Annotated in this window: 25 protein-coding genes; 10 read left to right on the top strand and 15 right to left on the bottom strand. The window is 51.9% G+C overall.

Going from position 1 to position 26,496, the window contains the following annotated elements:
• Positions 1-192 precede the first annotated feature (192 nt).
• From BST81_RS20100 to BST81_RS20090, 3 genes are read left to right on the top strand one after another with little or no spacing between them, the layout of a single operon-like run.
• A complete protein-coding gene (locus tag BST81_RS20100) occupies positions 193-1,716 on the top strand; it encodes an iron uptake porin (protein ID WP_253188402.1) in 1,524 nt (507 codons plus the stop codon).
• Positions 1,670-2,425, top strand: coding sequence for a phosphonate degradation HD-domain oxygenase (locus tag BST81_RS20095; RefSeq protein WP_363080486.1), 756 nt, complete (start codon positions 1,670-1,672; stop codon positions 2,423-2,425). The genes BST81_RS20100 and BST81_RS20095 overlap by 47 nt, the downstream gene beginning before the upstream one ends.
• 4 nt (positions 2,426-2,429) lie before the next feature.
• Positions 2,430-2,858 (top strand): NUDIX hydrolase, encoded by a 429-nt coding sequence (locus BST81_RS20090; RefSeq protein ID WP_171974811.1) that lies wholly within the window; start codon positions 2,430-2,432, stop codon positions 2,856-2,858.
• Between the two features lie 58 nt (positions 2,859-2,916).
• On the opposite strand, the gene BST81_RS20085 is transcribed toward BST81_RS20090, so the two are convergent.
• Entirely contained in the window at positions 2,917-4,464 is a 1,548-nt protein-coding gene (locus BST81_RS20085) for a metallophosphoesterase (protein ID WP_253188397.1), read from the bottom strand.
• An 82-nt stretch (positions 4,465-4,546) separates the two neighbouring features.
• Between BST81_RS20085 and BST81_RS20080 the strand changes: the two genes are divergently transcribed.
• Positions 4,547-5,257 (top strand): hypothetical protein, encoded by a 711-nt coding sequence (locus tag BST81_RS20080; protein WP_075600292.1) that lies wholly within the window; start codon positions 4,547-4,549, stop codon positions 5,255-5,257.
• Positions 5,258-5,270: 13 nt separating this feature from the next.
• On the opposite strand, the gene BST81_RS20075 is transcribed toward BST81_RS20080, so the two are convergent.
• Positions 5,271-6,263: a DMT family transporter gene (locus tag BST81_RS20075; protein ID WP_075600291.1), complete on the bottom strand. Its 993-nt coding sequence runs from the start codon at positions 6,261-6,263 to the stop codon at positions 5,271-5,273.
• A gap of 45 nt (positions 6,264-6,308) precedes the next feature.
• Between BST81_RS20075 and BST81_RS28195 the strand changes: the two genes are divergently transcribed.
• Positions 6,309-6,455, top strand: coding sequence for a hypothetical protein (locus BST81_RS28195; RefSeq protein ID WP_171974810.1), 147 nt, complete (start codon positions 6,309-6,311; stop codon positions 6,453-6,455).
• Between the two features lie 136 nt (positions 6,456-6,591).
• Here the strand turns inward: BST81_RS28195 and BST81_RS20070 are convergent, their stop codons facing one another.
• The 5 genes from BST81_RS20070 to nuoH are packed head-to-tail and all read right to left on the bottom strand — an operon-like array spanning position 6,592 to position 10,286.
• Positions 6,592-7,512: an NAD(+) kinase gene (locus tag BST81_RS20070; RefSeq protein WP_075600290.1), complete on the bottom strand. Its 921-nt coding sequence runs from the start codon at positions 7,510-7,512 to the stop codon at positions 6,592-6,594.
• 9 nt (positions 7,513-7,521) lie between these two features.
• Positions 7,522-7,827, bottom strand: a complete 306-nt coding sequence (nuoK, locus tag BST81_RS20065) for an NADH-quinone oxidoreductase subunit NuoK (protein WP_075600289.1) — start codon at positions 7,825-7,827, stop codon at positions 7,522-7,524.
• 41 nt (positions 7,828-7,868) lie between these two features.
• Positions 7,869-8,504, bottom strand: coding sequence for an NADH-quinone oxidoreductase subunit J (locus BST81_RS20060; RefSeq protein ID WP_075600288.1), 636 nt, complete (start codon positions 8,502-8,504; stop codon positions 7,869-7,871).
• Positions 8,505-8,527: 23 nt separating this feature from the next.
• Complete coding sequence (gene ndhI / locus BST81_RS20055; RefSeq protein WP_171974813.1) at positions 8,528-9,109, bottom strand: NAD(P)H-quinone oxidoreductase subunit I; 582 nt, start codon at positions 9,107-9,109, stop codon at positions 8,528-8,530.
• 58 nt (positions 9,110-9,167) lie between these two features.
• Positions 9,168-10,286 (bottom strand): NADH-quinone oxidoreductase subunit NuoH, encoded by a 1,119-nt coding sequence (nuoH, locus tag BST81_RS20050; protein ID WP_075600286.1) that lies wholly within the window; start codon positions 10,284-10,286, stop codon positions 9,168-9,170.
• Positions 10,287-10,558: 272 nt separating this feature from the next.
• Here nuoH and BST81_RS20045 point away from each other — a divergent pair, with 272 nt between their 5' ends.
• On the top strand, positions 10,559-11,551 hold the full coding sequence (locus BST81_RS20045; RefSeq protein WP_075600285.1) for a ligase-associated DNA damage response exonuclease: 993 nt from the start codon (positions 10,559-10,561) through the stop codon (positions 11,549-11,551).
• On the opposite strand, the gene BST81_RS20040 is transcribed toward BST81_RS20045, so the two are convergent.
• Complete coding sequence (locus BST81_RS20040) at positions 11,548-13,908, bottom strand: putative PEP-binding protein (RefSeq protein ID WP_075600284.1); 2,361 nt, start codon at positions 13,906-13,908, stop codon at positions 11,548-11,550. The two genes, BST81_RS20045 and BST81_RS20040, sit on opposite strands and share 4 nt — an antisense overlap.
• Positions 13,909-14,128: 220 nt before the next feature.
• Between BST81_RS20040 and BST81_RS20035 the strand changes: the two genes are divergently transcribed.
• Complete coding sequence (locus tag BST81_RS20035; protein ID WP_083636967.1) at positions 14,129-15,307, top strand: serine/threonine-protein kinase; 1,179 nt, start codon at positions 14,129-14,131, stop codon at positions 15,305-15,307.
• A 13-nt stretch (positions 15,308-15,320) separates the two neighbouring features.
• On the opposite strand, the gene larE is transcribed toward BST81_RS20035, so the two are convergent.
• The 4 genes from larE to BST81_RS20015 form a co-directional block, all read right to left on the bottom strand.
• Positions 15,321-16,130, bottom strand: coding sequence for an ATP-dependent sacrificial sulfur transferase LarE (gene larE, locus BST81_RS20030; RefSeq protein ID WP_075600283.1), 810 nt, complete (start codon positions 16,128-16,130; stop codon positions 15,321-15,323).
• A gap of 19 nt (positions 16,131-16,149) precedes the next feature.
• Positions 16,150-16,923 (bottom strand): ABC transporter permease, encoded by a 774-nt coding sequence (locus tag BST81_RS20025; RefSeq protein ID WP_075600282.1) that lies wholly within the window; start codon positions 16,921-16,923, stop codon positions 16,150-16,152.
• Positions 16,920-17,789, bottom strand: a complete 870-nt coding sequence (locus BST81_RS20020; RefSeq protein ID WP_075600281.1) for a tetratricopeptide repeat protein — start codon at positions 17,787-17,789, stop codon at positions 16,920-16,922. Before BST81_RS20020 ends, BST81_RS20025 begins: the two co-directional genes overlap by 4 nt.
• 139 nt (positions 17,790-17,928) lie before the next feature.
• Positions 17,929-18,678, bottom strand: coding sequence for a tetratricopeptide repeat protein (locus BST81_RS20015; RefSeq protein WP_075600280.1), 750 nt, complete (start codon positions 18,676-18,678; stop codon positions 17,929-17,931).
• A 169-nt stretch (positions 18,679-18,847) separates the two neighbouring features.
• Here BST81_RS20015 and BST81_RS20010 point away from each other — a divergent pair, with 169 nt between their 5' ends.
• The 3 genes from BST81_RS20010 (at position 18,848) to BST81_RS20000 (ending at position 22,382) form a co-directional block, all read left to right on the top strand.
• Positions 18,848-20,269: an aspartate ammonia-lyase gene (locus BST81_RS20010; protein ID WP_075600279.1), complete on the top strand. Its 1,422-nt coding sequence runs from the start codon at positions 18,848-18,850 to the stop codon at positions 20,267-20,269.
• Positions 20,270-20,512: 243 nt separating this feature from the next.
• Positions 20,513-21,271, top strand: coding sequence for a response regulator transcription factor (locus BST81_RS20005; protein ID WP_290439452.1), 759 nt, complete (start codon positions 20,513-20,515; stop codon positions 21,269-21,271).
• 19 nt (positions 21,272-21,290) lie between these two features.
• Entirely contained in the window at positions 21,291-22,382 is a 1,092-nt protein-coding gene (locus tag BST81_RS20000) for a HAMP domain-containing sensor histidine kinase (RefSeq protein WP_216351402.1), read from the top strand.
• A gap of 6 nt (positions 22,383-22,388) precedes the next feature.
• Here the strand turns inward: BST81_RS20000 and BST81_RS19995 are convergent, their stop codons facing one another.
• The 3 genes from BST81_RS19995 to BST81_RS19985 form a co-directional block, all read right to left on the bottom strand.
• Positions 22,389-23,843, bottom strand: a complete 1,455-nt coding sequence (locus BST81_RS19995) for a hybrid sensor histidine kinase/response regulator (protein WP_083636966.1) — start codon at positions 23,841-23,843, stop codon at positions 22,389-22,391.
• Positions 23,844-23,969: 126 nt separating this feature from the next.
• Positions 23,970-24,698 carry a response regulator gene (locus BST81_RS19990; RefSeq protein ID WP_075600277.1) on the bottom strand — a complete coding sequence of 243 codons (729 nt, stop codon included), beginning with the start codon at positions 24,696-24,698 and terminating at the stop codon, positions 23,970-23,972.
• 38 nt (positions 24,699-24,736) lie between these two features.
• Complete coding sequence (locus BST81_RS19985; RefSeq protein WP_075600276.1) at positions 24,737-26,353, bottom strand: response regulator; 1,617 nt, start codon at positions 26,351-26,353, stop codon at positions 24,737-24,739.
• Positions 26,354-26,496: the final 143 nt, after the last annotated feature.

The following is a 26,496-nucleotide window of genomic DNA, read 5'->3' as shown; positions in this document are numbered from 1 at the left end:
TGGATTTAACAGATCACTTGCTATTTATGTGAGGAATTTAGAATGTCAACCGCAAAATCGAATTTATTAAAGTTTGCTGCAATTACGATTGGAACAGCAGGTTTGATGGGAAGTCTCACAGCGCACACTAACGCTGCCGAAGTAGAGAAATCCCAGGTTACAGTGAATCCGAGGCCTTCCATTCAAGAGGTTATGTCTGTGGCTCGGGACCTGAGTCAGGAGCCTGTTGAGGCAGACTCAGCCATGAATCAGGTGACTTCCGTTTCTCAGTTGTCTGATGTGCAGCCGACGGATTGGGCGTTTCAGGCTTTGCAATCTCTGGTAGAGCGCTATGGCTGCGTTGTAGGGTATCCGGATGGCACTTACCGGGGCAATCGGGCCATGACCCGCTACGAATTTGCCGCAGGTCTGAATGCCTGTATGGATCGGGTGAATGAGTTGATTGCGGCTGGAACAGCTAATCTGGCCACCAAGGAAGATCTGGCGACACTGCAACGACTGCAAGAAGAATTTGCCGCAGAGTTGGCTACCCTGCGGGGTCGTGTAGATGCGCTGGAAGCAAGAACGGCTACTCTAGAGGCCCAACAGTTTTCCACCACCACCAAACTTCGAGCCGAAGTGATTTTTGCTGTGGTAGAGGCTTTTACAGGTAAGGTTGCCGTTCCGAGTGGTCAAACCCCAACGACCACCTTCGTCAACAACAATTTGATTTTAGGCAACCGCGTCCGACTCAATTTTGATACCAGTTTCATGGGCAAAGATCGCCTCAGGATTCGCTTACAAGCAAGAAACTTGACGCCAATTGCCACCGGCACGGCTGAATCTCGCCTGTCTTTTGATGGCAGTGATAACAATACATTGGGAATGGAATACCTGTATTATCGCTTTCCGCTGGGCAACAACACTCAGGTCATCGTCTCCGCTAAGGGGGTTGAATTTGATGATGTGATTGACACCATTAACCCTTTTCTGGAAGGAAGTGGTAATGGTTCTATCTCCCGCTTTGGACGGTATAACCCAGTGTATCGGGCACCGGGTGGTGGTGCTGGCGCGGTTGTTATCCAACGGTTAGGCAAAGACTTGGAGCTGACTCTGGGCTATCTGGCTGGGAATCCAGATAGCCCCCTCTCGAATAATGGATTGTTTAACGGGAACTATAGTGCCCTGGGGCAGCTAACCTACAAATTCAATAACTGGTCTGAAATTGGTTTGGTTTACTCCCATGCCTACTTTGGTCCTGTTTTTAATGGAAGCAATGGCGTTGACGTAACCTCTGGGACAGGGAGCGCGAATTCCAGGAGACCCTTCGGCAATAATGTCCCGACTGCCTCTGACTCTATCAACTTTGGGGCCAGCATTGCCCTGAGTCCCCAGGTGGTTCTGGGAGGCTGGTTTGGTTATACCTTTGCCAATGCTCAGGTTGCCAGTAATAGTGCTGATATCTTGAATTTTTCAGTTAACCTTGCTTTTCCAGATTTGGGCAAGAAGGGGAACCTGGGGGCGATTATTTTTGGAATTCCGCCTAAAGTCACCAGAAATACGATCGCAGCGAATCAAGACAGGGATACCTCTTTCCACATTGAGGCCCTGTATCGCTACCAGATTAACGACTATATTGCCATTACTCCGGGTGTCCTGGTGATTACCAGTCCCGAACACAATAGTGCCAATGACACGATTTATGTCGGCACGATTCGGACTACATTTACGTTCTAGTGTTGTAAACACTAAATTTTGCCAGGTCGAAGACCCACAAAATTTAACTCAAATTACTTGCTCAGGTTTTGGCTACCCGTCAATCAATAATTGTTCGGGGTGGTGTGGATTGAATTCCTGCCACCCCATCCTCCAGCAAAGATACAATCTCAATATGCAACTTCACCTATCTTCAATTTTGGAACTCCTGGCATCAGAAGGTCACAGGCAATATGGAGGTGAAGCCGTGAGTCAGTTGGAGCACGCTCTCCAATGCGCCAATTTGGCTCAGATAAACGGAGCAACGCCTGAACTGATCACTGCCTGCCTGCTCCATGATCTGGGACATCTTCTGGACTTGCCCCACCCAGATCTAGCATTGCTGGAGGAGATCGACGATCGTCATGAATATGTTGCATCCATCCAGTTACAATCTCTATTTACGATCGAGGTGACTGAACCCATTCGCTTGCATGTGGAAGCCAAGCGTTATCTTTGTGCAGTAGAGACTGATTATTTTTCAGCTCTCTCTCCGGCATCCCAGCATAGTCTGGGCTTGCAGGGAGGGATTTTTTTGCCCACAGAAGCGGCAACGTTCATGGAACTTCCCCATGCATTCAGTGCTGTGCAACTGAGAAGATGGGATGAACAGGCCAAAGTTCCTGGCGCAGTTACTCCAGCTTTGAATGATTTTTTACCCTATCTGCAGCACTGTCTGCAGCTCTATTAATGCGATGGCTTTAGAAACAAGATTGCGAATGAGTGTGCTGGGATGCTTTGTCGATGAGGGTGATATTCTGCTCATCCACCAAATGACGTTTCCCGAACCAGACTGTTGGGATTTGCCGGGAGGCGGGTTGAGACCGGAAGAAACCCTGATGGCAGGCTTATTTCGAGAGGTTCGGGAAGAAACAGGGATTGAAGCGTTTAGGGTCGATCGACTGCTAACCGTTGTCGAAGGCTTTTTCCCTGAAGGAGAGAACCGCCAACTGCATGGGGTTAACCTGATCTATCAATGCTCGGTAGATCCAAGGCCACTAGTCTTGCAAAGTGCTGACCCAGAAATTGGCCCCAAAGGAATTCGCTGGCTTCCAATCACTGAACTAACCCCTGACATCTGCTCGGCTCGAAGCTGGCAGGCGATTCAGGCAATTGAGGCTTAAGGGTGGCGGCACAAAAATTTGATTTAGGGAGGATTGCTCTGTATCCTCCCTGCATAGGCTATGTTCCTGGCTGCGCTAAAACCGGGCCATTTAAAGCGAACGGCGGCAGGGAGCGGTCTTCCCAGCGGTGTTGAAACCAGTCAGAAATATAGGGGCGAACCACGAAGCGGGGTGGGGAACCCGCTTCTACATCAATTCGCAAAAACGAGTAAGGACGATGTTTGTACTCACCATGGCCCGATCGGCCTACAAATAAACGGGAGGCGGCAACATCTCGTTCTCGACCCGCCATAATTTCCTGGAGGCGGGCTCCTTCGCGACGCTGACGACGCAAACTGTGGCCACTGCCACCACAAACAATCCAGGGAATATGGGCATCGGCATGGCCCGTCTCTTGGGTTTCCAGATACTCCAGGCAATGGGCATGACCGTTTAGCACCAGATCAACCAAGGGGCGATCGCTAGCCCGATCACCCAATTCCAGGGCCACCTGATCCAGCACAGCCCGCAATCGCTGCCGCACAGCCAGGGTCTGTCCCTGCCGCCATTTGCTGGCTTCGGTGACATAGGGAGGGTGGTGAAAGTACAGGACGCGCCCCCGGGCCGTTGACGATCGCCAGGAACGGATTAGTCCCTGCCGGAGCCAGTCTAACTGCTCCCAATCCGTTTCTGCACTGCTATCGACTGCCAGTTGTTTAGTAATGTCATAGTGCAATTCTTCTATCTGCTGCCACTGGGCCTGCAGATCGGTCAGTTGTTCCCGATCCTTGTCTTGATCGGAATGCAGCCGTTCCGAGAGGTGTTGGAGTCGCGATCGCTGCCGTTCCACTTGCACCAACCATTCCTGCAGGTGGCGGCGATAGCCTCTGCCCTCAGGGTTGTCTGGCAGGGGAATTGGGGCGTTAAAGGTATTCGAATCGAGGGCGAAAAAGTCAATCCCGCCATATTGGAAGGTGTAATAACGGTTTGGGATGTGGGTAAAGTGACCCGGTTGATAGCGGAGGCAGGAGCCCGTGTCTGTCTGAGCGGTATAGTGACGATCCAGGTGCTTTTCCAGATCAGTTTCTGTTGAGAGGGATGCCAGACAATCCATAAAGGCCTGGGCATAGCCCTGCCCCTGGTTAGAACCATGCCAGCCAATATCCAACCGGCGTCTGGGTGTGAGCAGATCCAGCACAGGCAGAGTTAACTGAAACAGTAAACTCCAAAGACAATGTAAATCATAATAGTCATGGTTCCCTGGAACTGGCAAAACGGGGAATGAAAAAAGGAGCCGCTGGGATGCAATTCGCTCCGGGTGGTCTCCCCCCACCAGGAATTGGTGGTAAGGCTCAATGAAGTTTTGGCCATAGAATTCGCTGGCCCCAACCAGGTAGACCACATCTCCGGTATGTAACAGGAATCGGCAATCCTCACGGTGAAGTGCCATTTGATCGGCAATGTGCCGCTGGGGATTATTGTCTGGAGGGCTGCCAGAGCCACTATCTCCAATCACCAGAAAGGAAAAGGCTTCTGTTTCAGCCTGACCGTCATCCAGCACCAGGCGGGTCTGGTCAATCCCCCGAGCGGCGATCGCTGGTGCCTGCCAGCGCACTCGTTGCTTCATCTTCCTGATTTTGACCCTGATTGCTGGGTCGATCACGAGTTCCATCAGTATGAAAACTTATTTTGAATGGGGAGAATAACTTATGCATCATAACCGATGGATCAGCGGGGGCATATACTCCCTGCTCTGGTTGGGCATTTTGGGCACTACAGTTCAGGCCAATGCTCTGGGAAGCGGGCCAATGGCCTCCAATCCGGAACGTTTCAGCCCATCAACTTTGCTGGCCCAGGTGCCCCAGAACGATCTACGGATTATTCCGGGAGTACGTGTCGGGCCTGTGACAGCTAAGATGACCCGTGCCGATCTGGTCAGGCTGTTTGGGGGGAGCAAACTACAGGACCGAACCATCCTGGGGCCGGAAGGCATCGGCTCTTTCGCCGCCACCCGCGTTAATCTGGGGCCGGAAAAATCCTTCCTGGTGGTCTGGAAAGATAGCCGACGCCGACAAATGCTGGATATTCGAGATCTCGGGCCAGCCTGGAAGACACCGGAGGGGATTGGGATCGGGATGGGACTGGATCAACTGCGGCAGGTGTTGGGTGAGTTCCAGTTTCTGGGCTTTGGTTGGGACTATGGGGGTGGGGTGTTGTTGGAGCAAACCAGATTAGGCAAGCGCTATAGTGGCAAGCTGATTCTGCGATTGGATGTGAATTACCAGAAGGCCCAGAAATACGAGCAGGACTATCGGGCTGTTTCGGGAGATCAGACTGTTTCCTCAGACAATCCCCAGCTCAAAAACCTGGAGGTGCGGGTGAGTCAGATGTATGTCATCTTCGATCGGGCGGCCCTGTAAGACCCCCGTTGCTTCAAGAATGACTATCGCAGCCTTGGGGTTTCTCTCCGTGACTCAAACAGGAAGCAGAACTGGAGAGGGCCAGATAGATACCAGTGATGACAATCCCAAAGGCAGCCAGGTTAAATAAACTCAGATTTTCTGAGAAGAAAGCCCAGGCCCCCAAGGCGGCCAGAACAGGTTCCAACAGGAGAAACAGGGCCACGAATTCCGCTGAAAGGTGGTTCAGGCTGTGAATCAGCAAGCCCTGACCAATGATCTGACACACGACCGAGAGACAAATGACGGTCAGCCAACCCTGCCAGGAAGAAGGAAAGACAGGGTTTTGATCAATCAGCACGATCGGCAGACAGACCAGGGTCGCAATCCCCGAACTCCAGAAACAAATGGCAGAATTTTTGAGGCGGAGTTGCAACCGCTCTAACAGCAACAGGTAAATGCTAAACGAGACGGCAGCCAGGAGGGCTGCAATATCCCCCTGAACTTTTCCCGGAGCCAGATGGAAATCCCCCAACCCAATCGCACAGATACCCGCGATCGCAATCACCATGCCGATCAGAAACTGGCGCTCAAACCGCCGTCCCCAAACTAACCAGGCAATCAAGCAGGTAAAAACGGGGGTGAGATTGGCAAACAGGGTGGCATTAGCCACACTGGTTTGAGTCAGAGACCAGGCCCAGAGAACCAGATCAGCAGATAAGAAGAGGCCAACCAGGAACAGTTGCCCAATGACAACCCCGTTATAGGGATTGGGTTCCAGGGATTCTTCTAGTTCTGAGGGAGCAGTGATGGATTTGAATCCATTCCACAGGGTCAGGGCCAGGGTCGTAATCCAGAAGCGATTGAAGGCCGTGGCGTAGGGACTGATTTCCCGTTCACCTAATTTGATGAAGATGGCCGCAGACGCAATTGAGACCAGGGCAATGCAGAGGGCGAGAATGGCTGTGATCGCAGGGAGCTTCGCCTGGGTATTCACTGGTAACTCAAGTTGAAGTTGTTGCGTCATGGAAGATTCGATAAAGGGATGAGGGTTACCAAGTGATGAAGGGGCATGGCTGGAAGGCCAGCGGGGCAGCTCAAGGAGTTTGCGATGGACTTTGCGATCGACAGACCGGAACGCTCCCCAGGGCAACTAGCTGTGAATCCTGACCTGGCGCGAATTCACACATCAGAGATCAGCTTAAAGGGGGTAGATTGATTTTGCAGCAAACTGTGAAAGATCTTCACTGCTGAAAGTGGTGGTTGTCGTCCTCCTCCAGACTATCAGAATGGTATCCCTCAATACGGAAAAATTGAGGCATTAATTCAAGAGATTGTGGACAAACGGTGATGATTTAGTTCCGGTGATCGTTGACGTAGCGGATACGAGCCCCAGCCCAGTGCAATTTCTCCCGCAAAGTTTGATAGTAGGAGTAGTTTTCTCTCAGAATAATAAAATGAGCCTGACAATCTGCCATACGGATGTCTACCCGCTGCCCCGGCCAGATCGAAGTGCCCAGAACGCCATCTGGCCAGAGTTTAGTGCTCAAGTCCCGATCCATCAGGGGCCAGACGCTGATCACGGAGCCGGGAGGCAGAACGATCGGTCGGCTGGAAAGGCTGAGAGCGCAGATGGGCGTGACAATGATCGCCTCCATGCCGGGATGGAGGATGGGACCATTCGCTGCCACAGTATAGGCGGTTGAGCCTGTTGGTGTGGCCACCACCAGCCCATCTCCCTGATACTGATCGACGACCTCGCCATCAATCTCCATCTCCAGGATGGAGGTAATCATGCGGTTGTCAGAGGCTGGCTTGACACACATGTCGTTCAGGGCCAGAAACCGATCGCTCATCGGTTCCCGGTTGGTGCGGTGTCCTTCAAACACCGTAGCCTGAAGCATCATGCGGCGCTCGACTGCGTAGCGATCCTCCAACAGGCGATCCCAGAGGTGTTCCGAGTCTGCGATGTCATCGGCAGATTCCGTCAAAAAGCCCAAATGCCCTCCCACATTGGCAGCCAGAATCGGAATTCCATCGGCGGCCAGGTTGCGGGCTGCGGTCAGAGCAGTGCCATCCCCCCCCAGAACCACAGCGAGATCAATCTTCTGGTTGGCAGAGGCAAGAAAGACAGGGTAAGGGTTGTCCTTCGGGCCGCTAGGCCCCATCAACACATGACAGCCTCGTGCTTCGAGCTGCTTAGCCAGAGTCTCAGCCCAACGCCTGCTGAGCGAGTCTGCTGCTTTATGGGCAATAATGACCTGGTTTAACTGCACGCTGCCAGCTTACCATTTCAGCAGGTTAAATTGTTCCATATCTACCGTGTCACGGTTGCGATAGATGGAAAGCACGATCGCCAGCCCGACTGCTGCCTCCGCTGCAGCGATGGCAATCACAAACACCGTAAACACCTGGCCCCTGACTAGTTGACCATCCAGGTAGTTGGAAAAAGCCATTAGATTGATGTTGACGGCATTCAGCAGGAGTTCGATCGACATCAGAACTCGAACGGCATTACGGCTGGTAACCAGGCCATAAATCCCAATGCAGAAGAGGGCCGCAGCCAGTAGAAGGAAATACTCAAGTTGCATATTTTTCAGACATCCGTTATCGGTAATCCGTATTCTGCGAGTTAGGTGCTACTGCCCGGCTCTTGGGCAGGAGAGGCAGTTCCAGCCAGGGCAGACTCCCGAGGTCGCTCCGGTAACATCAGCACAGACTGCTGCTGATCATACTGGGTTGTGATCGCAGGGGGCAGAAACTCTCGTCGGGCCAGCACAATTGCGCCAATCAGGGCCATCAGTAGTAAAACCGATGCCAGTTCAAAGGGCAGCAAGAAGTCGGTGAAGAAGTGTTCCCCAATGACCACGATCGCCTGATCCCCAGCCGGAGTTGCCGTGGAGAGATCCCAGGGGGTTGAGAGGATCATGGTGGTCAGGAGGGCAAACAGCCCCACACAGACCAGCCCCGTCACCCCTTTACGGGCCAGCGCATTGGGCAGAGGCTGAAAGTCCTGTCGCTTATTCACCAACATGATGGCAAACAGGATCAACACGTTCACAGCGCCGACATAGATCAGAACCTGGGCAGCAGCCACAAAACTGGCATTCAGCAAGATATAAAGACCAGAAATACTGATGAAGACGCCCCCCAGCAAGAATGCCGAGTAGACAATGTTGCTGGCCAGAACTACGCCCAAAGCAGCAGCAATCACCATCAGGGAGAGCAGGCCCAAGGAAACAATTTGTACGCCTTCCGCTAAGTTCACAGGTTGAAACTCCTCAATCAGGGCTATTTTTCCATCTGTTCCAGAATCTCTTCTGGACGCTGACCAGCCCGTTGAGAACCAGCGGGCAGATCATGGGGCTCCATGACGCCCTTGGGCAGGTAAGCCAGCTCTCGCAGGGGCGTCACCATGGGATCATCCGTGACCTTGTAGGGGAGACGGCCCAGGGCCACGTTATCGTAGTTGAGCTCATGACGATCGTAGGTCGAAAGCTCATATTCTTCGGTCATAGACAGACAGTTGGTAGGGCAGTATTCCACGCAATTACCGCAGAAAATACAGACCCCAAAGTCAATACTGTAGTGTTTCAGCTGCTTTTTCTTGGTCTCTTTGCTAAACTGCCAATCTACAACTGGCAGATTAATCGGACAGACCCTAACACAGACTTCGCAGGCAATACACTTATCAAACTCAAAATGAATTCGGCCCCGGAAGCGTTCTGAAGGAATAAGTTTCTCGTAGGGATACTGGACGGTGATGGGACGGCGACGCATGTGGTCAAAGGTGACCGACAACCCCTGGCCAATGTAACGGGCAGATTGAACAGCCCCCTTTGTATAGTCACCGACTTGCTTGAGGAACTTCAACATAGGTTTTTCAGTGCTGAGTTTTTCAGTGCAGAAGAAGGATTAAGACAGAACCCTGCTAGCCACCAAAGGCGAAGGGAAAAGCCAGTTTCAAACCAGCGGTTAGGAGTAAATTGACCAGGGAAACGGGTAGGAGAAACTTCCAACCCAGATCCAGCAACTGGTCGATCCGGACGCGGGGAACAGTCCACCGAAGCAAGATCGTCACGAAGAGCAGGGCGTAGGCTTTGACCAGAGTCATGACAACTCCCAAGGTCGCCGTAATGACCTGGAGCCAGGGAGTTGTCTCACTGATCCCCAGCCAACCAGCAATCATGCCAACGGGAATCGGAAACTCCCAGCCTCCCAGGTACAGCACAGATACCATCAGAGCAGAGAGCACCAGGTTGACGTAAGAACCGGCGTAAAACAGCATAAATTTAATAGCGGCATACTCCGTTTGGTAACCCGCCACTAGCTCTTCCTCAGCCTCTGGCAAGTCAAAGGGAATCCGCTCACATTCAGCCAGAGCGGCAATCCAGAAGATGGCAAACCCAACGGGTTGTCGCCAGACGTTCCAACCCAAAATGCCATAGCCAGACTGCTGTTGCACAATGTCGATCGTGCTCAGGGAGTTAGACATCATGATCACCGCTAGTACAGACAGGGCCAACGGGATCTCGTAGCTGATGGATTGAGCCGCAGCCCGCAAGCCTCCCAGCAAAGAGTATTTGTTGTTGGAGGCATAACCTGCCATCAACAGACCGATCGGGGCAATGCTGGAGAGGGCAATCCACAGGAAAATGCCAATCCCAATGTCACTGATGATCAGGTTCTGACCAAAAGGCACAATCAGATAAGAAATAAAGATGGGGACAAAAACGAGCATGGGTCCCAAAGTATAAAGCCAGACATCTGCCTTTAGGGGGACAACGTCTTCTTTAAACAGAAGTTTGAGCACATCGGCAACTGGAACCAGTAATCCGAAAGGCCCCATATATTCTGGACCGACACGCTGTTGAGCCGCTGCTGAGATTTTTCGCTCCAGCCAGGTGGCAACCAGCGCCCAAACCGTTGCTGCACCGAGCATCAATACCATGGGTAGCGGCATCCAGACCAGCTTCGCCGCTCCTGCCGGAAGGCCCAACTCTGTCAGGGCCTGAATAAAGCTTCCTTGTAGATCGATACCGGAGTTCATGCGCCTCTTGAACAAATCGGGTTAGCCTGGAGTAATGTCAGCCATCGCTGACGAACACAGCCATTGCACTGGTTGATTACTCCCCTGCTTAGTATAGCCCCGGAAAGCTCTAGCAGTTCAGCAGCATGAGAGATTCTACCTATGTTCTGGATTGAACAGGCTTATCGTCACAGTGATCATTTGTATTTAGGCGGAGTTGGGGGTTTACCTATCTCAGAGTGGAGAATTGAGTGCTCAGGAGTTTGCACTGCTTGCCGGATATGTAATAACCAATGACCCTTATCGCAATCCGCCCGGAAGGACTTTACTGCCAACAGGGGGGCTTTTTTATCGATCCCTGGAGATCGGTCAACCTGGCTCTAATTACCCATGCCCATTCTGACCATGCCCGTCCCGGTTCCCGGCAATACATGGCCACTCAAGTTTCTGCCGGTATCTTGCGGAAACGTCTGGGGGAGCGCATCTCGCTGCAGGGGGTTGCATACGGGGAGAAGATTAAATTGGGCCGCACCTGGGTTTCCTTTCATCCGGCTGGCCACGTCCTCGGCTCGGCCCAGATTCGCGTGGAGTGCGGCGAGGAGGTCTGGGTGATCTCTGGAGATTACAAGCGCTGCGCCGATCCTACCTGTGCCCCCTTTGAGGTTGTGCCCTGCGACACCTTCATTACAGAAGCAACCTTTGGTTTGCCAATATATAGATGGGAATCAGGAGCTACGACCTGTCGCAAGATTTATGACTGGTGGCAAAGTGATCCGGAACGGCCTTCACTGCTCCTCTGTTATGCCTTTGGTAAAGCCCAGCGAATTCTGAGTGAGTTGACCCAGTTGACCGATCGGCCAGTCTACGTCCATGGGGCCATTGATGTTATGAACGAAAGCTATCGTCAGGCTGGGGTATCGATGGTGAAGACAATTCCGGTGACAGAGATGCCCTGCAGCCATTCGTTTCAGGGGGACCTGATTCTGGCTCCTCCCAATGCTAACCGGTCTCCCTGGATCAAAGGACTGACTCAACCCCAAACTGCCTTTGCTTCTGGCTGGATGGCAGTGCGAGGAGCCCGACGGCAACGGGGCCAGGACCAGGGGTTTGTCCTCTCAGATCATGCCGATTGGGCGGGCCTGGTGAATACAGTCCGCCAGACAGGGGCCAGGACAGTTCACGTAACCCATGGCCAGACGGAAACTCTTGCCCGCTATCTGTCGGAAACGGATGGACTGAATGCCCAGCCCCTGGAAACCTTGTTTGAGGGGGAAGGGGGTGGTTAACGCCCCTGGACTTGCATGGCTTCCAACAATAGCCGCCGCTCAGCGCGCGCGATCGCCCAGTAGGTCTGTTCTACGGCCTGGGGTTCCACGGAAATGGACGTAATGCCCCAGCGGATCAGATCCTCAATCAGGTCTGGATATTGTGCTGGGGCCTGTCCACAAATGGAGCAGGGAATTTTTAATTGGGTGGCAATTTGAATGAACTGCTCGATCGCTCGCCGCACTGCTGGGTGGTTGCTGTCAAAAGCAACAGCCATCTGTTCCTGATCCCGATCGACCCCCAGAAGGAGCTGGGTCAGGTCATTGGTGCCAATGGAAATCCCTTGAACTCCTGCCTGGACTAGGTCTGGCAGCAAGAATAGGATTGAGGGAACTTCTGCCATAATCCAGATTTGAAACTGGCTGTAGTAAAGTAATCCGGCTTGCTCGATTCGCTGTTTGCAGAAGACAAATTCTTCCACAGTGCGCACAAAAGGCAATAGCAGGCGAACATTGGTACAACCCAATTCATAAACTCGCTTCAGAACAGCCAATTCCAGATCAAACAGGGTGGGGTCTCGCAAATAGGCAAAAGTTCCTCGCATGCCTAACATGGGATTTGTTTCCAGAGTTGGAGATTCTCCACCTCTGAGAGAGCGAAATTCATGGGATCGCAGGTCCAGCGTTCGATAGAAGATAGGTCGGGGGGCAAAAAAATGGCTGGCTTGTTCAAGCTGTCGGGTGATCCAGTCCATGAGTTCTGCCTGGCGGTTCTGTTTGACCCAGGTCAGGGGATGTTGTCCTGCTAGCACATCAACTAGCATCAGTTCCGATCGCAACAGGCCGATCCCATCGACTCGCAGGGAACCGATCTCCTGGGCTCGGTCCATCTGACTCAGGTTGACCATGAGTTGGGTGGCGATCGCCGGTAGGTTCATTGGGAAAGATGAAGTAGTTGTGGCGATGATGGGTTGCAGGGACAACTCCGGCGTCCCTGGCATATCGGCGTCGTATACCAGTCCCTGATTGCCATCCAGCAGAATGCTGTCGCCTGTCTGAATCCGATGGGTGGCTCCAATCGCACCAACGATCGCGGGGATGCCCAGTTCTCGGGCAACGATCGCCCCGTGAGATGTAGCCCCACCTTGCTCTGCAATCAGCCCAACTGATTGCTTCAGAACTGGCAACCAATCTGGTGTGATCACGGGGATGACCAGGATGGCCCCAATGGGAATGGACTCAGGCGGTCGATCGACATCAGTGACATAGGCTTGAGCTTGAACCTGACCTGCTGAAACGGCAAAACCTTTGAGCAGAGGAGGTTGTAGAGATGGGTTGACCGGTGTCAGGTCGGCCTGGATGGGCTGTTGGGATGGAGCAGGGGAAAAATCTCCCGCTTTGCCCAGGTTAAACCGGGTAAGGTGCAGACTGGAGCCAGTTGGAGTGGGGGCTAAGATCTCCCACTCCAGGGCAAAAGCCCGGTGAAAATCAGCAATGACTTGACGAGCCACCTGGATTAGTTCCTGGAGAAAGTCTGGTGGGAGGGGGCTGACTGGATCTATTTCTGGAACATAGGAGTGCAGGCAGTCTTGCCTCTTAGCAGAAGGCTGTGACGTTGAGCCCTCAACCCTTAAGTCATAGGCATAGTTGCGGCTGCCAGGCTGAAAGCTTTCCACTTTCCCACTCTCTAAAGACAGTCGATAAATATCAGGGGTGACTTCTCCCAGGGTCAGGGATAGTCCTGCTCCCCAAACAGACTGAATCTCCAGAATACGGCCATCTGTTTTGAGGATGCCTGACGAGATCGTGGGCCAGACGGGTTGGACCAGGATAGCCAGGTGGAGTTGGTGCAGTTGCACCTTGTAGTGCTGATAGCAGAGGAGGCTTTTGGCCCTGAAAAATTGGGACCAAACCTGTTTCACACCAGCAACCACAGAATCCAGATCAGTCCAAGAAACATGGGCATCTAGGAGGCCAGCAAACTGGAGATCAAGCCCCATAGAGGCATCCTGAATGTAAAGAGAGGGGCTTAGACGCAGGGCAGGAGCCTGCCAGGATTGGAAGTAACTCTCCAGATTGTTGAGCCAGCTTGCCCGCAAGTCGGCTGTTGTTATGCCTTGCCGGATGTGGCGGGCGATCGTTCTGAGCTGGTGGGGATCGGTTAAGTTCAGATGGAGAGACGAATTGGCTAGATCAGCGAAAAGAGGCTCCAGCCAATCGATCGAGCCCAGGAAATCTCGTAGTAGCTGAGCCGAGATGACAAAACCAGATACCGCAGGATACCCACTTTGAATTAACTGACTCAGATAGAAGGCTCGATCTCCAACCAGCCTCCGATCCGAGGGTTGAATTTGATGCAACCAGTAAAGTTCGCTCACTAATAGACTGAAGCAACCACAAGGATACGTTTTAGAATCTTGTTTTAGATTCTATAGTGCTTCTTCGAGAGATGCGGGAAGAGAAGGAAAGATTCGATATCTGCTCAAGATCACATCTGGATTTCTGCCACCACGCTAAGTTTGTGTACAGGATAGGAATTAAGACCCCGATTAGGGTATTGATATGGTACCGACTCCGCTCACAAATCGGGATAGCAGGATGGCTGAGAATCCGCAAGTACCTTTTTTAAATGACTGGGATCAGTTTGCCAGATCGCCGTCAGAAGCGATCGCTGAACCGGTTTCGATTAATTCTGCATTTGAAAGCTCAACTCAAGCCGCCGATGACCAATCTTCCTGCACCGGAGAACTGACCCGGTCTGGTCACTCCCGCCGAACCAGACGAGTGTTTCGAGGCCGCTACAAGGTCTTGCGTTCCCTGGGTAGAGGGGGCTTTGGTATTACTTATCTGGCTAAGGATATTTCTTTGCCCGGTCATCCCCTCTGTGTGATTAAAAAACTCTCACCTAAAATCGATAATCCAGCCATCTTAAAGAATGCCTGTCAGCGCTTCAAGAAGGAAGCGGAAATCCTGGCTCGATTAGGAAGCCATGCCCAGATTCCCCAACTTCTGGATTATTTTGAAGCGAAAGGGCAATTTTTTCTAGTTCAGGAATATATCCGGGGAGCGAATCTGGCGGATGAACTCAAGCGCACGGGGCCTTGGTCAGAGGCTGAAGTGAAACAGTTCTTGAAGGAATTGCTGCCCCTGGTCCGCTATGTGCACCAGAATCAAGTGATTCATCGGGATATCAAACCCCAAAATATTATTCGCTGTCATGATGATGGCAGGCTGGTTTTAATCGATTTTGGGGCGATCAAGGAGCAGTTGAGTGATACTGAAGGCACGAATGCCAAAGCGCCTACCACCCATTTTGTTGGCACCATCGGTTTTGCACCGCCTGAGCAACTGGCGATGCGATCGGTCTTTGCTAGCGACATTTATGCGATCGGGTTGACCTGTCTTTACCTGCTCACAGGGCAGACCCCTTTGCAATATGACTATGATTCTTTAACCGGAGAAACACGCTGGAAAAGTCTGGTCAAGGTCAGTGATCACTTTGCCAAAGTGCTGACCAAGATGTTAAAAATCTCTCTGGCTGAACGTTATCAGTCTGTGGGTGAAATTATTCGGGCTCTGAATCTGGAACCCTATCTGGACAATCTCTCTCCCTGTCTGACGACTCAACCCCCTGCTTCTGATGCTAAACAGAGTCAGGATTCACAGCCGGGCCAGCATTACTTGACCCCAATCGAGCGGACAGCAGAGGCCATCCGAGACTGGCGGGCCAAGCAGAAAATCAGAATTTTGCGATCGAACAAGTGCGATCCGCGATAAGCCATAGGGTTGTTCAGGTGCGTTGTAACACCTGGTTCAGTTTGCCACTACGGTAGCCCTCCAGGTCCAGCGTCACGTAGAGAAACCCGTAGGATTGGAAGGTCCTAACCAGGGTAGTCAGGTCCGTGGTCAGGACAAATTCCTTAATCTGTTCCGGAGGGAGTTCAATGCGGGCGGTGTCTCCCTCCGATCGCACCCGCAGATTGCGCCAGCCGAGTTTACGGAGGTGATATTCCGATCGACCCACCCGCTGAAGTTTGGCCACCGTGATTTCTTCCCCGTAGGGAAAGCGAGAACTGAGACAGGGTTGGGCTGGTTTATCCCACCAGGGAAGATCGAGCTGGCGAGCTAGCTCCCGCACTTCTGCCTTAGAAAGCCCAGCCTCGGCCAGAGGCGATCTGACGCCTCGTTCCTTTGCGGCCTGAATACCAGGACGATAATCCTGCAGATCGTCGGCATTCACCCCGTCTACCACATAGGGATACCCCCGCTGCAGGGCCAGGGGTTGCAGGGTGTCGTGTAATTCGCTCTTACAAAAGTAGCAGCGGTTGACCGGGTTAGCCCTGTAGTTGGGATTTGCCATCTCGTGGGTTTCGATCACTTCGTGGGCGATGCCGATTTCAGCAGCTTGGATACAGGCATCTTCCAGATCTTCCGGTAGCAGGGAGGGAGAATTAGCTGTGATCGCCAGGGCCCGATCGCCCAGCACATCCCAGGCCAGCTTGGCGACCAGGGTGCTGTCAATTCCCCCAGAATAGGCAATCAGGGCCCGGTCCATTTCGGCAAATAGGGTTTTGAGGTAGGTATATTTTTCAGACAGCATTTGGTAGACCCCTGGGATTTCAAAACTCTCGGTAAGAAAAAATTAGCGTCGCAACAGACAACAACAGCACTACATAGAGCAGGGCATAGCCTGCATTCATAGCCATTGTGGAAGGGTCGGGTAAAATACCGTAAACGGCCTCATTTTTGAAATCTAACCGGGACAGGTCAGGCAAAAGGAGATAGATACTTCGGGTCAGACGCTGAATCTCGGCTTTATCCGACAGATTTCCCAGAGCGACCAGATCGCGGCTGAAGTGACCAATCAGGTAAACAGCAAAACTGATCAGGGTAGCCAGGAGCGGCCCAGTGAAGACACTGAAGACCAGAGCTACAGCTGCGAGCAAAGATAACTCAAGCAGGTTGTAAAGTACGGTGATCAGAATACTGCCCATTGGGTAGGGAATCTGGCTCCAACTCAGGATTCCCATGTAAATCGCCGTCATCAGGCCAAGTAGGACTGCCAGGACTGCCGACAGGCCCAAATGCTTACCAACAATTAACTCAATCTGGGTGATGGGTTTGGCTAGCAGGATATAAACGGTCCGCTTCTCAATTTCCTTACTGATTAAACTGGTCCCAACGAAGATAGACACAATCAAGCCAAGAAGGCCAATAACCCCAAGGCCCAGATCCAGCAAGATTTTGTTTTCGGCACCAGCAGAAACCTCGGGTAACAGGCGTATAGCTACAACCAGGAGAAATCCATAAAATGCCACCAGATAAAGGACCCGATCGCGAATCACTTCTCTAAAGACGTGACTGGCGATGGTCAGGATTCTGACTGGATTCATGGTTTTCCCTCTCGGTGGTCTGGATATTCCAGGGGTGGAAGTTGCAGCTCTGATTTTTGCACCAGAGCCTGAAATCGGGGATCTTCGTATACAGCCACAAAATCGCGATCCAAACGAGCCTTATCCTGGTAGGGGTGGGGGCTGAGGCCGATCGCCCGTTGTAGACAGATAATCACCTGTTCCGTATCCTTCAGAAAAGCTGCACAGCGGGCGCGGTTATACCAGACGCTGGGGTCATTGGGTTTAATCAGAAGACATTTCTCGAAACTATCGATCGCTTCCTCGTAGCGATTGAGGCGGGTCAGGATGATGCCTCGATAATGCCAGGCGTAGGCACATTTGGGTTTGACCGTGATGGCAGTATCAAAGCTAGCGAAGGCTTCCTGATGGCGTCCCAGGTTGGCCAGGGCTGTTCCCCGGTTATACCAGGCTCGGTAATTGTCTGGCTTATGTTCTACACATTGATCAAAACTGCTGATGGCTTCCCGGAAGCGGCGCAGGCGAATCAGCGCACTGCCCCGGTTGTACCAGACCTTGGGATCGTCCGGTTTATATTTCAAGGCCCGGTCAAAACTGGCAATGGCTTCCTCATAGCGGTGCAGTTTGGCCAGCACCATGCCTTTACCATGCCAGGCCAGGGGAATCTTGGGCTTGAGATAAATAGCCTGGTCAAAACTATCCAGAGCCTCCGCATGACGGCCTAAGTGCTCCAGCGCAAAACCCCGGAAGCTCCAAGCCCGGTAGGAGCCTGGACGTTCCTCCAGGATTTTATCGTATCGACTAATGGCACTTTCATAACGCCCCAGGCTAAACAGCGTGTTGCCATGCTGACTTAGCCAAGGGTGAGAACCTTGATCTTGGCTCATAGACGATTCAACGACGCATTACACCTGACTTGAGTATAAGTGTCTCTCAGTGTAGGGTGAAGCGAATTTTAACATTGTCTGGCTGGGAATTTATAGAGTGAGTTCACCTTTCCCATGGGAACAGACACCGATCTCTATCCTAAAACATCTGCTTCATATCTTCCATCCAGCACTGGAAGCGTTCTGTTTCCCGAATGTTATTAAAGTTAGAGTCAATCTGAGCCATGGTCAGGTAGAGGTTGGGGCTGATTCTCAGAAGGTGTTGTAGGCAACTGATTGCCATTTCAACATCCTCTTGCAGCGCATAACATCGGGCCTTGCTGTACCAGGCTCCGGCATTGTCTGGTTTTAGCTTCAGGAGCATGTTGAAGCTATCGATCGCGTCCTCATAGCGGCCCATTTTGGCCAGAATCAGTCCGTACTGGGTGATGGCCGCATGGTAGAGGGGATGAATACAAAGGGCCTGATTCAAACTCACCAGTGCCTGCTGATTTTGCCCTACCTGGGCGAGGGCTCTGCCCAGATAGTACCAGGCCCGATGATTTCTCGGTTGCATTTCAACGACTCGGCCAAAGCTGGTAATGGCATCCCGGTAGCGCTTTAACTGGAGCTGGGCTTTACCCTGGTTATACCAGGCTTTATGGTCTTTAGGATTCAGACGGAGTGCCCGACCAATATTGATGATGGCTTCCTCGAATTGCCCCATGCGCCCCAGGGCTAACCCTCGGCCATGCCAGGCCAGCGTTGACTTTGGATCCAGGGAAATGGCCCGATCAAAGCTGGCGATCGCAGCCTTATACTCCCCCTGATCTGAGAGCTGGCTACCATGCTGATACCATCTGAAGGGATCTTGAACTAACACAGCACCTGAAAAGTCTTGAGCTGGCATAGGATTCAGAGAAGAGGTAGATGCTAAAAAGAATAGGGGTTAAAGGTGAAAAACTTGGGAAGGGTCATGATTGGTCCTTAGGGTTACCCACCCCAGCCCTGAGGGCCACCCCTCTTGGGAGGGAATCGACAAATAACCCCAAAATTACTGAATTGAGGATTGTGCGCATATGCCTGAGAACCATGCTGTCCGTCTAGAGCAAGATTCAATGGGGGAACGAAAAATTCCCGAAGAAATATATTTTGGGATTCAAACCTTGCGGGCGACAGAGAATTTCCGAATCAGTGGACTGCGCCCTCTGCCTACCTATATTGATGCCTGTGTGTTAATCAAGAAGGCTACGGCGATCGTCAATACAGAACTGGGCTGTATTCCCCCAGAGATCGGACCGGCGATCGTCCAGGCAGCGGATGAAATCCTCAACGGTAGCCTGCGGGATCAGTTCGTGGTGGATGTGTACCAGGCGGGGGCGGGGACTTCCCACCACATGAACGTGAATGAGGTGCTGGCAAACCGGGCTCTGGAAATTCTGGGAGATGTGAAGGGTAATTATCAGCGAGTGAACCCGAATGACCATGTCAATTATGGCCAATCCACCAATGATGTCATCCCAACAGCGATTCGAGTGGGTGGTCTGCTGGCCCTGGAACATACTCTCTATCCCGGCCTGTCGGGGGCGATCGCTGCCCTTGATACTAAAGCTGAAGAGTTCCAGGACATTATTCGCTCTGGGCGCACCCATCTGCAGGATGCGGTACCTGTGCGCATGGGGGAAACCTTTCGGGCCTGGGCTCAGATTCTGGCCGAGCACCTGATCCGAATTGAGACAGCCAGTGGGGATCTGACTTTGCTGGGGCTGGGGGGCAGTGCTGCTGGCACGGGCCTGAACACCCATCCCCAGTACTGCGATCGGGTAGCCCAGGTTCTGGGATCGCTGATCGACCACCCCCTGCGACCCGCCCCCCATCTAATGGCTGCGATGCAGAGCATGGCTCCCTTTGTCAGCGTCTCAGGGGCTCTGCGGAACCTGGCCCAGGACTGTGTCAAGATTTCCCATGACCTGCGCTTACTGGATTCTGGCCCCAAGACGGGCTTGAAGGAGATCCAGTTGCCCCCGGTCCAACCCGGCTCCTCGATCATGCCTGGCAAATACAATCCAGTCATGGCAGAGATGACCTCCATGGTGTGCTTCCAGGTAATGGGGTATGACATGGCGATCGCTCTGGCCGCCCAAGCAGGTCAACTGGAGCTGAACGTGATGATGCCCCTGATTGCCTACAACCTGATCCACAGCATTGAGATTCTGGGTAATACGCTGACGGCTCTAACAGAGCGGTGCATTCAGGGAATCATGGCCAACCGAGATCGGTGTCTAGCCTATGCCGAGGGGAGTCTGGCCCTAGTGACAGCCCTCAACCCCCACATCGGGTATTTGAATGCGGCAGCGATCGCCAAGGAATCTCTGGCGACGGGCAAATCCCTGCGGGCGATCGTGCTGGAGCAAGGGCTGATGACAGAGGCGGCTCTGGCAGAAGTGTTGGACCTGGGACAAATGAGCCAGATGCCCCGTACCGATGGTGGGGAAGATTAGAGGGGCATACAATTCAGGAACGATATTCATTTTGAAACCGGGTGTTTCTGATAGACTGGTCGGTTTTGAGGATGACCAACCCATCCCAGGGTTCAACGTCACAACCCTGACATACTCACAACACAGATTTGTAGAACAGACTTGATATCACTAACTCAAGTAGCTTTTTGGGATCCAGGTCCTACCGGGTTTGAGTCAGACGCGGTAGGACCTTTTTGTGACTGACACACCCACCTTATATCCATGAAACATTCGCCTCTAGAATTGGTAGGAGAACCGTTTTCTGCACTACCGATGAACATTCTGATCATCGAGGATGAGGTTGAAATTGCTGAACTCATCCGGTTGTATCTAGAGAAAGAAGGATTTACCTGCCATCACGGGCGAGATGGTTTATCTGCATTGCAAAAGGTGCAGGAATTGCAGCCTGATCTCATTATCCTGGACCTGATGATTCCTGGTCTAGACGGTCTGGAAGTCTGCGCCCGCATTCGCCAACAACCCAGTTCCAAAGACCCCTATATCCTGATGCTTACAGCTAAAGGGGAGGAGATCGATCGCATCATTGGTCTGTCTACAGGGGCAGATGACTACATGGTCAAGCCCTTCAGCCCCAAGGAGTTGGTGGCACGGGTACGCGCCTTGTTGCGGCGCACCTTGCGAGGTGGTGGCCAGAGCCAGACCCAACGGACGCAGCATTTCCTGGTGGATCTGGATCAACATCTTGCGAACCGGATCTCGCCCGCTGGCCAACTGGAGCCCCTGGACCTGACAACTCTGGAGTTTCAGCTCCTGTCTACATTCATGAGTTATCCTGGCCGAGTGTGGAATCGCACCCAATTGATTGACAAGCTCTGGGGCAGTGACTTTTTTGGGGATGAGCGGGTAGTGGATACCCATATTGCCCGATTACGGAAGAAGATTGAACCGGATCCGGCCAGTCCAACCTTTATTAAGACTGTGATTGGGGTGGGTTATAAATTTGAAGACCTATTAGTGTAGTGCTAATTAATGTAGTGCTGTGAGCAAACTTGGCCTGAGATCGCGACTTCTGCTCTCCCACCTGATTGTCATGATTGTGGGGTTGAGTACCCTGGTCATGGTTGGCAAACTTTACTCTCCCCGTCTGTTTCTGCTGCACCTGCGACAGATGGAAGGTCGAGGGATTAATCTCAGCGTGGTTCGCTATCAGCTAGTTGAAGGTTTTGAGTATGCCTGGACTCAGGGAGCCTGGTGGTCTGTTCTGATTGGTGGTGGCACGGCCAGCGGTCTGAGCTATTTGACGGCCCGCTGGATCGTTCGCCCTCTGCTTCAGATGGAACGGGTTACCAGGGAATTTTCTACGGGCAATCTGCAGGCCCGATTGCCAGAGAGCGAGATTCCGGAACTGGCCCGCCTCGCCAATAGCTTCAATCATATGGCGGTCAACCTGGAAGGGGTTGAGCAGCGACGGCGAGAACTGATTGGTGACTTGACCCATGAGCTGCGCACGCCCCTAACCGTTTTGCAAGGGTACCTGGAGGGACTGGCCGATGGCACGATCGATCCCTCCTCAGATATTTACCAGCGACTGGCCAGGGAAACGACTCGCCTGAAACGTCTGGTGGATGATATGCAGGAGTTGTCTAAAGCTGAGGCGGGCTATTTACCGATTAATCTACAGCCGATCGATCTGCCTCCCCTGCTGGCCTCTATGATTGCAAAGTTCTCTGATCAAATTTTAGACAATGGGCCTGAACTGCGTCTAGACTGTCCATCTGATTTACCACAGGCCCTCGCAGATCCAGAACGGGTTGAGCAAATTCTGGTTAACCTGATTGGCAATGGGCTGCGCTATACCGCTGAGGGGTCGGTAACGGTGTCAGCCTGGAGTGAGCCATCGTGGATCTGGATTGCGATCGCCGATACGGGGTTGGGAATTTCCCCAGAGGAGCTGCCCCACATCTTTGAGCGCTTCTGGCGATCCGATCGCTCGCGCTCCCGTGACTCAGGAGGCACAGGCATTGGTCTGGCGATCACTAGTCGGCTGGTGGAGCTACAGGGTGGGGAAATCCAGGTTGAGAGCAAGTTGAATCAGGGAAGCACCTTCAGGTTTTCCCTGCCCTTGGCGTAACAGGGTTTAGGGAGCCTTCTGCAGGGGCAGGATAACAGTGAACAGGGTTCCATGACCAACAGTGCTTTCCAGGGTAATCTGCCCTGATTGAAGGTCTACACATTGTTTGACGATCGTCAGTCCTAACCCTGTACCTGAAATGGCCTCTACGTTAGTTGCTCGGTGGAAAGCTTCAAACAGCCGTTCCTGGTCCTCTGGGGGAATCCCAATCCCCTCATCCCGAACCTGCAAAAGCAGTTGTTGATCCCATTGGGTCAGAATAACGTCCACTCTGCTTGCTTCAGCAGAGTATTTAATGGCATTGGACAGCAAATTGTAAAGGATCTGACGCAATAGCTTGGGGTCTAGCCAGACTGACAGCCCATCTGCCTGGCTGGAAAAGCGGATGTGGTGATATTTGCCGATCGTGAGTTGAATGCCTGCGAGCAGATCCTGACAGAACTGGACCACATCTAGCCATTCTGGTTTGGGTTGAACTTTATCTACGGCTGCTTTACCGATCAGAAGCACATCTTCCAACAGATGATTCATATGCTGGACGGCCTCTCGAATTTGCTCTAATCGTTGTAGCCGTTCAACTTCCGTCCATTGGTAGTGCTCTAACAGTTCTACGGTGGATTGAATAGTTGTCAGAGGAGTGCGTAGTTCATGGGAAGCCATGGAAATGAAACGAGACTTCAACTCACTCAATTCTTTTTCCTTGGCCAGAGCCCTTAGAGCCTCTTCCTCTGCCCGTTTGCGGGCACGAATTTCCTGTTGCAGTTGCTCATTCCGGGTCTGCAATTCCTTTTGCAGGTTACGGGTTTTGATCTGGGTGGTCACCCTGGCCAGGACTTCCTGAATTGAGAAAGGCTTGGTGATATAGTCAACCCCCCCACTGCTAAAAGCTTTCATGCGATCGGCCATTTCGTCCATGACGGTGATGAAAATGATGGGAATGTCCTGAAAGGAGGGATCTGCCTTCAATCGTTGACAAACCTCATACCCATTCATGTCGGGCATCATGATGTCCAGGAGAATCAGATCTGGCATGATGTGATGCAGGCAGGAGAGGGCGATCGCTCCATTGGTAGCAACTTGGACATCATATCCACCCTGAGTCAGGGTTCGCTTCAACAGGTACAGATTTTCTGGGTTATCATCAATGACCAGAATCACCGGTTCTCGAAGTTGAGGCTTGTGGAACCCCAGTAATTGGAAGATTTGTTGTTCTATTGCAGCCAGTTGATACTGGTTTTCTGGCTCTAAAGTGGCCAGTTGCTGATGGGAGAAGGCCAGTTCTTCTAGATTGAGAGCCAGAGCCTGCTTGTCCTCTGAGGCGATGGTCTGGAGCAGGGTCGGCAGATCGAGCGGCAGACTAGTCTGGCAAGAAATGTTTGGCAAGTCTGCAGACTTAAAATGGTCCAGATTTTGGATCAGGAGCCGGTGTAAGTAGTCAGTAGTTGCCGGGGAAAGAGACATGGTTGCAGCAGAGCAATAAATAATAAATCCTCATAGTCACCTAAGTGATGGAGATATTGTTGCATTACTGCTGACCTTCAGCATAATCTTTTTCGTTGAGCTTATGCAGATGATGGGTTCTTGGCATCAAGGTTTGTGATCTGAAGATTTATGTCCTAACCCACTCTGGAGCAGATTAAACTGGCGCAGGAGCTTGGTGTTTTCCGGCGTTAAAAATTTTTGCAATTCGGAAACCTGGTTTAACAGTGTGATCTCTCGAACAAACTCCTCCTGCAACACCTTTAGATAGCGATCGCGCTGTTCCTCAGATGTCGCCTGCCGCAACATGGTCATCGCCATATTGATATTAGATAAAGGCTCCCTTAGTTCTTGAATCAAATTGTTCAGGAGCAAGTCTTGAGCGTCATTGAATTGCTGTAAATCCCGAACTTGATTAGCCAGCATTTCAGTTTGCTCACATTCTGCAGCATATAAGCGTGTAATGACTTCCTGCCGTTTTAGTTGGGCCTGTACCGCCCCCAATAACTCAGCCCTGGTGAAGGGCTTGGTCAGATAGTCATAGGCTCCTAATTCCATTCCCTGGCGAAAATCTTTCCGTTCCGCCTTGGCAGTCAAAAAAACTAGAGGGATGGCAGCGGTAGAAGGATTCTGGCTGAGGGTCTTGAGTACTTCAAAGCCATCCATCTTGGGCATCATGACATCACAGATGATCAGGTCGGGAAGCTGTTCCTGAGCCAGTTGAATGCCTGCCTGTCCGTGGCTGGCACTGATCACTTCAAACCCTTCCAGTTGCAGCAAATCTATAATGTTGGTACGGACAGGCCACTCATCTTCAATTACCAGAATTTTCTTCATCTGATTGCAGCTCAAACTTGTAGTTGAATTCCCAGTCCTCATCCCATAACCACCTTTCTGGAAGCCGGAGTTGTAATAGCCATTTTGTCCCATTGCAGAGATGTCGCAACCTCAGGTTTAAGCGGTAGCCAGACTGTGACGACGGTTCCCTGATTCATTTCACTTGCAATTGTGATCTCACCTTGATGTAATTCAATGCAGTTTTTGACAATGGCAAGCCCTAACCCTGTTCCCTGAATAAACCCTACATTTCTAGCTCGATAGAACATTTTAAACAGATTTGCCTGATCTTCTGCTGGAATACCAATGCCTCGATCGATCACTTGCAGCCTGACCCGCGCAGAGTCCGAAAAGTCCAATTTTAAGATCACCTCACTTCCCTCTGCGGAATATTTGATGGCATTGGCAAGAAGATTGATTAACACTTGCTGCAGTAGCTTACGATCCCATTCACCCTGGACTGGCTCACCTTCTCTAGTGAAGCTCAAATGGTGGGCGATGCCCAAAGTAGAGGATAACTCTGCCACCACTGCCTGACAGAGCTGACTCAAATCAAACCGTTCTAGCTTCAGGCATAAGTTACCAGATTCTACCTTACCGATGAGCAGGACATCTTCCAGCAGTTGGGTCATATGATGTACCGCAGTTTTAATTTGCTGAAAGCGCTCTTGCTTGGCTTCTATAGACCAGTTGTAATGTTCTAATAGCTCTGCTGCAGATTGAATTGTAGTCAGAGGCGTACGAAATTCATGGGACACCTGAGAAACAAAGCGAGATTTTAGTTCTCCCAACTCCTGTTCCCGCTTTAAGGTTTTTAAGATTTCCTGCTCAGCCCGTTTACGCGCTGTGACATTTTGGAGCAGGGCTGTGCAACCGCATACCTGTTCCCGGGTATCAAAAACAGGCGTGGTCTGTAACAGATAAAACTGCTCCTGATAGGGCAATTCGGTGGAGGTCGCTTCTGCAGCCAGAGCCTGCAGGCAGTAGGGTTGTAGCAGGAGGCAGGCCTGTCGATCCACGAGTTCCGGCAAGGTTCGGCCTTCCAGGTCTTCCTGAGCCAGGCCGATCGCAGACAGCTCTACGCCCTCGGCGACCAGAATGCGCAGGTCTGGGTCAAAGAGGAACACAGCGCAGTTGGGAATGTTGCAGGCCAGGGTCCGATAATTGGCCTCACTCTGGATCAAATTGGCTTCAGCCTGACGCCGTTCCTGGATTTCCTGCTGCAATTGGATATTCTGTGCAGCCAGTTGCTGTTGCAGGCGACAGATATTCAACTGATTCTCAATGCGGGCAATCAGTTCTTCAATGTCGATCGGTTTGGTGATGTAGTCTACCCCACCCACGGCGAAAGCCTTAACCTTATCGAAAGTCTCATGAATAGCACTCAGAAAAATGACGGGCAGATCCCGAGTCCTCTCATCTGCCTTCAACCGGCGACAGACCTCATAGCCATCCATTTCAGGCATTCTGATATCCAACAAGACCAGATCCGGCGGCTTCAGCCCCACAGACTTTAGAGCCAGGGCACCACTTAGCGCAGATCGAACCCCATATCCTCTTTCGGATAAGGTTGTGGACAGGAGCTGTAAATTTGCTGGGGTATCATCGACAATCAGTATATTCCCCTGTTGGGTAAGGTTCGGATCCAGGTTCATGGGAGTTTCAGGTACTCATCTCCAGAGAAATTTAGCGTCGCTCAGGGGTGCAGGGAAGCAATAATATCTGTTCAATCTGGCTCACAGAATCTCTACTGCCATTAGCAGATCATCGGTATATTCAGAGAAGTTTCACCACCGTA

The sequence above is a fragment of the Leptolyngbya sp. 'hensonii' genome (assembly GCF_001939115.1).
GTDB lineage: Bacteria > Cyanobacteriota > Cyanobacteriia.
This window is presented reverse-complemented; position numbering and strand designations above follow the sequence as displayed.

Coding starts and splice junctions, on each gene's coding strand:
- BST81_RS20080 (WP_075600292.1), top strand. CDS start 4,547: ATGCATCATAACCGATGGATCAGCGGGGGCATATACTCCCTGCTCTGG.
- BST81_RS20090 (WP_171974811.1), top strand. CDS start 2,430: ATGGCTTTAGAAACAAGATTGCGAATGAGTGTGCTGGGATGCTTTGTC.
- nuoK (WP_075600289.1), bottom strand. CDS start 7,827: ATGCAACTTGAGTATTTCCTTCTACTGGCTGCGGCCCTCTTCTGCATT.
- BST81_RS28195 (WP_171974810.1), top strand. CDS start 6,309: ATGGCTGGAAGGCCAGCGGGGCAGCTCAAGGAGTTTGCGATGGACTTT.
- BST81_RS20035 (WP_083636967.1), top strand. CDS start 14,129: ATGGCTGAGAATCCGCAAGTACCTTTTTTAAATGACTGGGATCAGTTT.
- BST81_RS20095 (WP_363080486.1), top strand. CDS start 1,670: ATGACACGATTTATGTCGGCACGATTCGGACTACATTTACGTTCTAGT.
- BST81_RS20020 (WP_075600281.1), bottom strand. CDS start 17,789: ATGAGCCAAGATCAAGGTTCTCACCCTTGGCTAAGTCAGCATGGCAAC.
- BST81_RS20075 (WP_075600291.1), bottom strand. CDS start 6,263: ATGACGCAACAACTTCAACTTGAGTTACCAGTGAATACCCAGGCGAAG.
- BST81_RS19985 (WP_075600276.1), bottom strand. CDS start 26,353: ATGAACCTGGATCCGAACCTTACCCAACAGGGGAATATACTGATTGTC.
- BST81_RS20085 (WP_253188397.1), bottom strand. CDS start 4,464: ATGAAGCAACGAGTGCGCTGGCAGGCACCAGCGATCGCCGCTCGGGGG.
- BST81_RS20100 (WP_253188402.1), top strand. CDS start 193: ATGTCTGTGGCTCGGGACCTGAGTCAGGAGCCTGTTGAGGCAGACTCA.
- nuoH (WP_075600286.1), bottom strand. CDS start 10,286: ATGAACTCCGGTATCGATCTACAAGGAAGCTTTATTCAGGCCCTGACA.
- BST81_RS19990 (WP_075600277.1), bottom strand. CDS start 24,698: ATGAAGAAAATTCTGGTAATTGAAGATGAGTGGCCTGTCCGTACCAAC.
- BST81_RS20010 (WP_075600279.1), top strand. CDS start 18,848: ATGCCTGAGAACCATGCTGTCCGTCTAGAGCAAGATTCAATGGGGGAA.
- larE (WP_075600283.1), bottom strand. CDS start 16,130: ATGCTGTCTGAAAAATATACCTACCTCAAAACCCTATTTGCCGAAATG.
- BST81_RS19995 (WP_083636966.1), bottom strand. CDS start 23,843: ATGTCTCTTTCCCCGGCAACTACTGACTACTTACACCGGCTCCTGATC.
- BST81_RS20045 (WP_075600285.1), top strand. CDS start 10,559: ATGACCCTTATCGCAATCCGCCCGGAAGGACTTTACTGCCAACAGGGG.
- BST81_RS20005 (WP_290439452.1), top strand. CDS start 20,513: ATGAAACATTCGCCTCTAGAATTGGTAGGAGAACCGTTTTCTGCACTA.
- BST81_RS20015 (WP_075600280.1), bottom strand. CDS start 18,678: ATGCCAGCTCAAGACTTTTCAGGTGCTGTGTTAGTTCAAGATCCCTTC.
- BST81_RS20025 (WP_075600282.1), bottom strand. CDS start 16,923: ATGAATCCAGTCAGAATCCTGACCATCGCCAGTCACGTCTTTAGAGAA.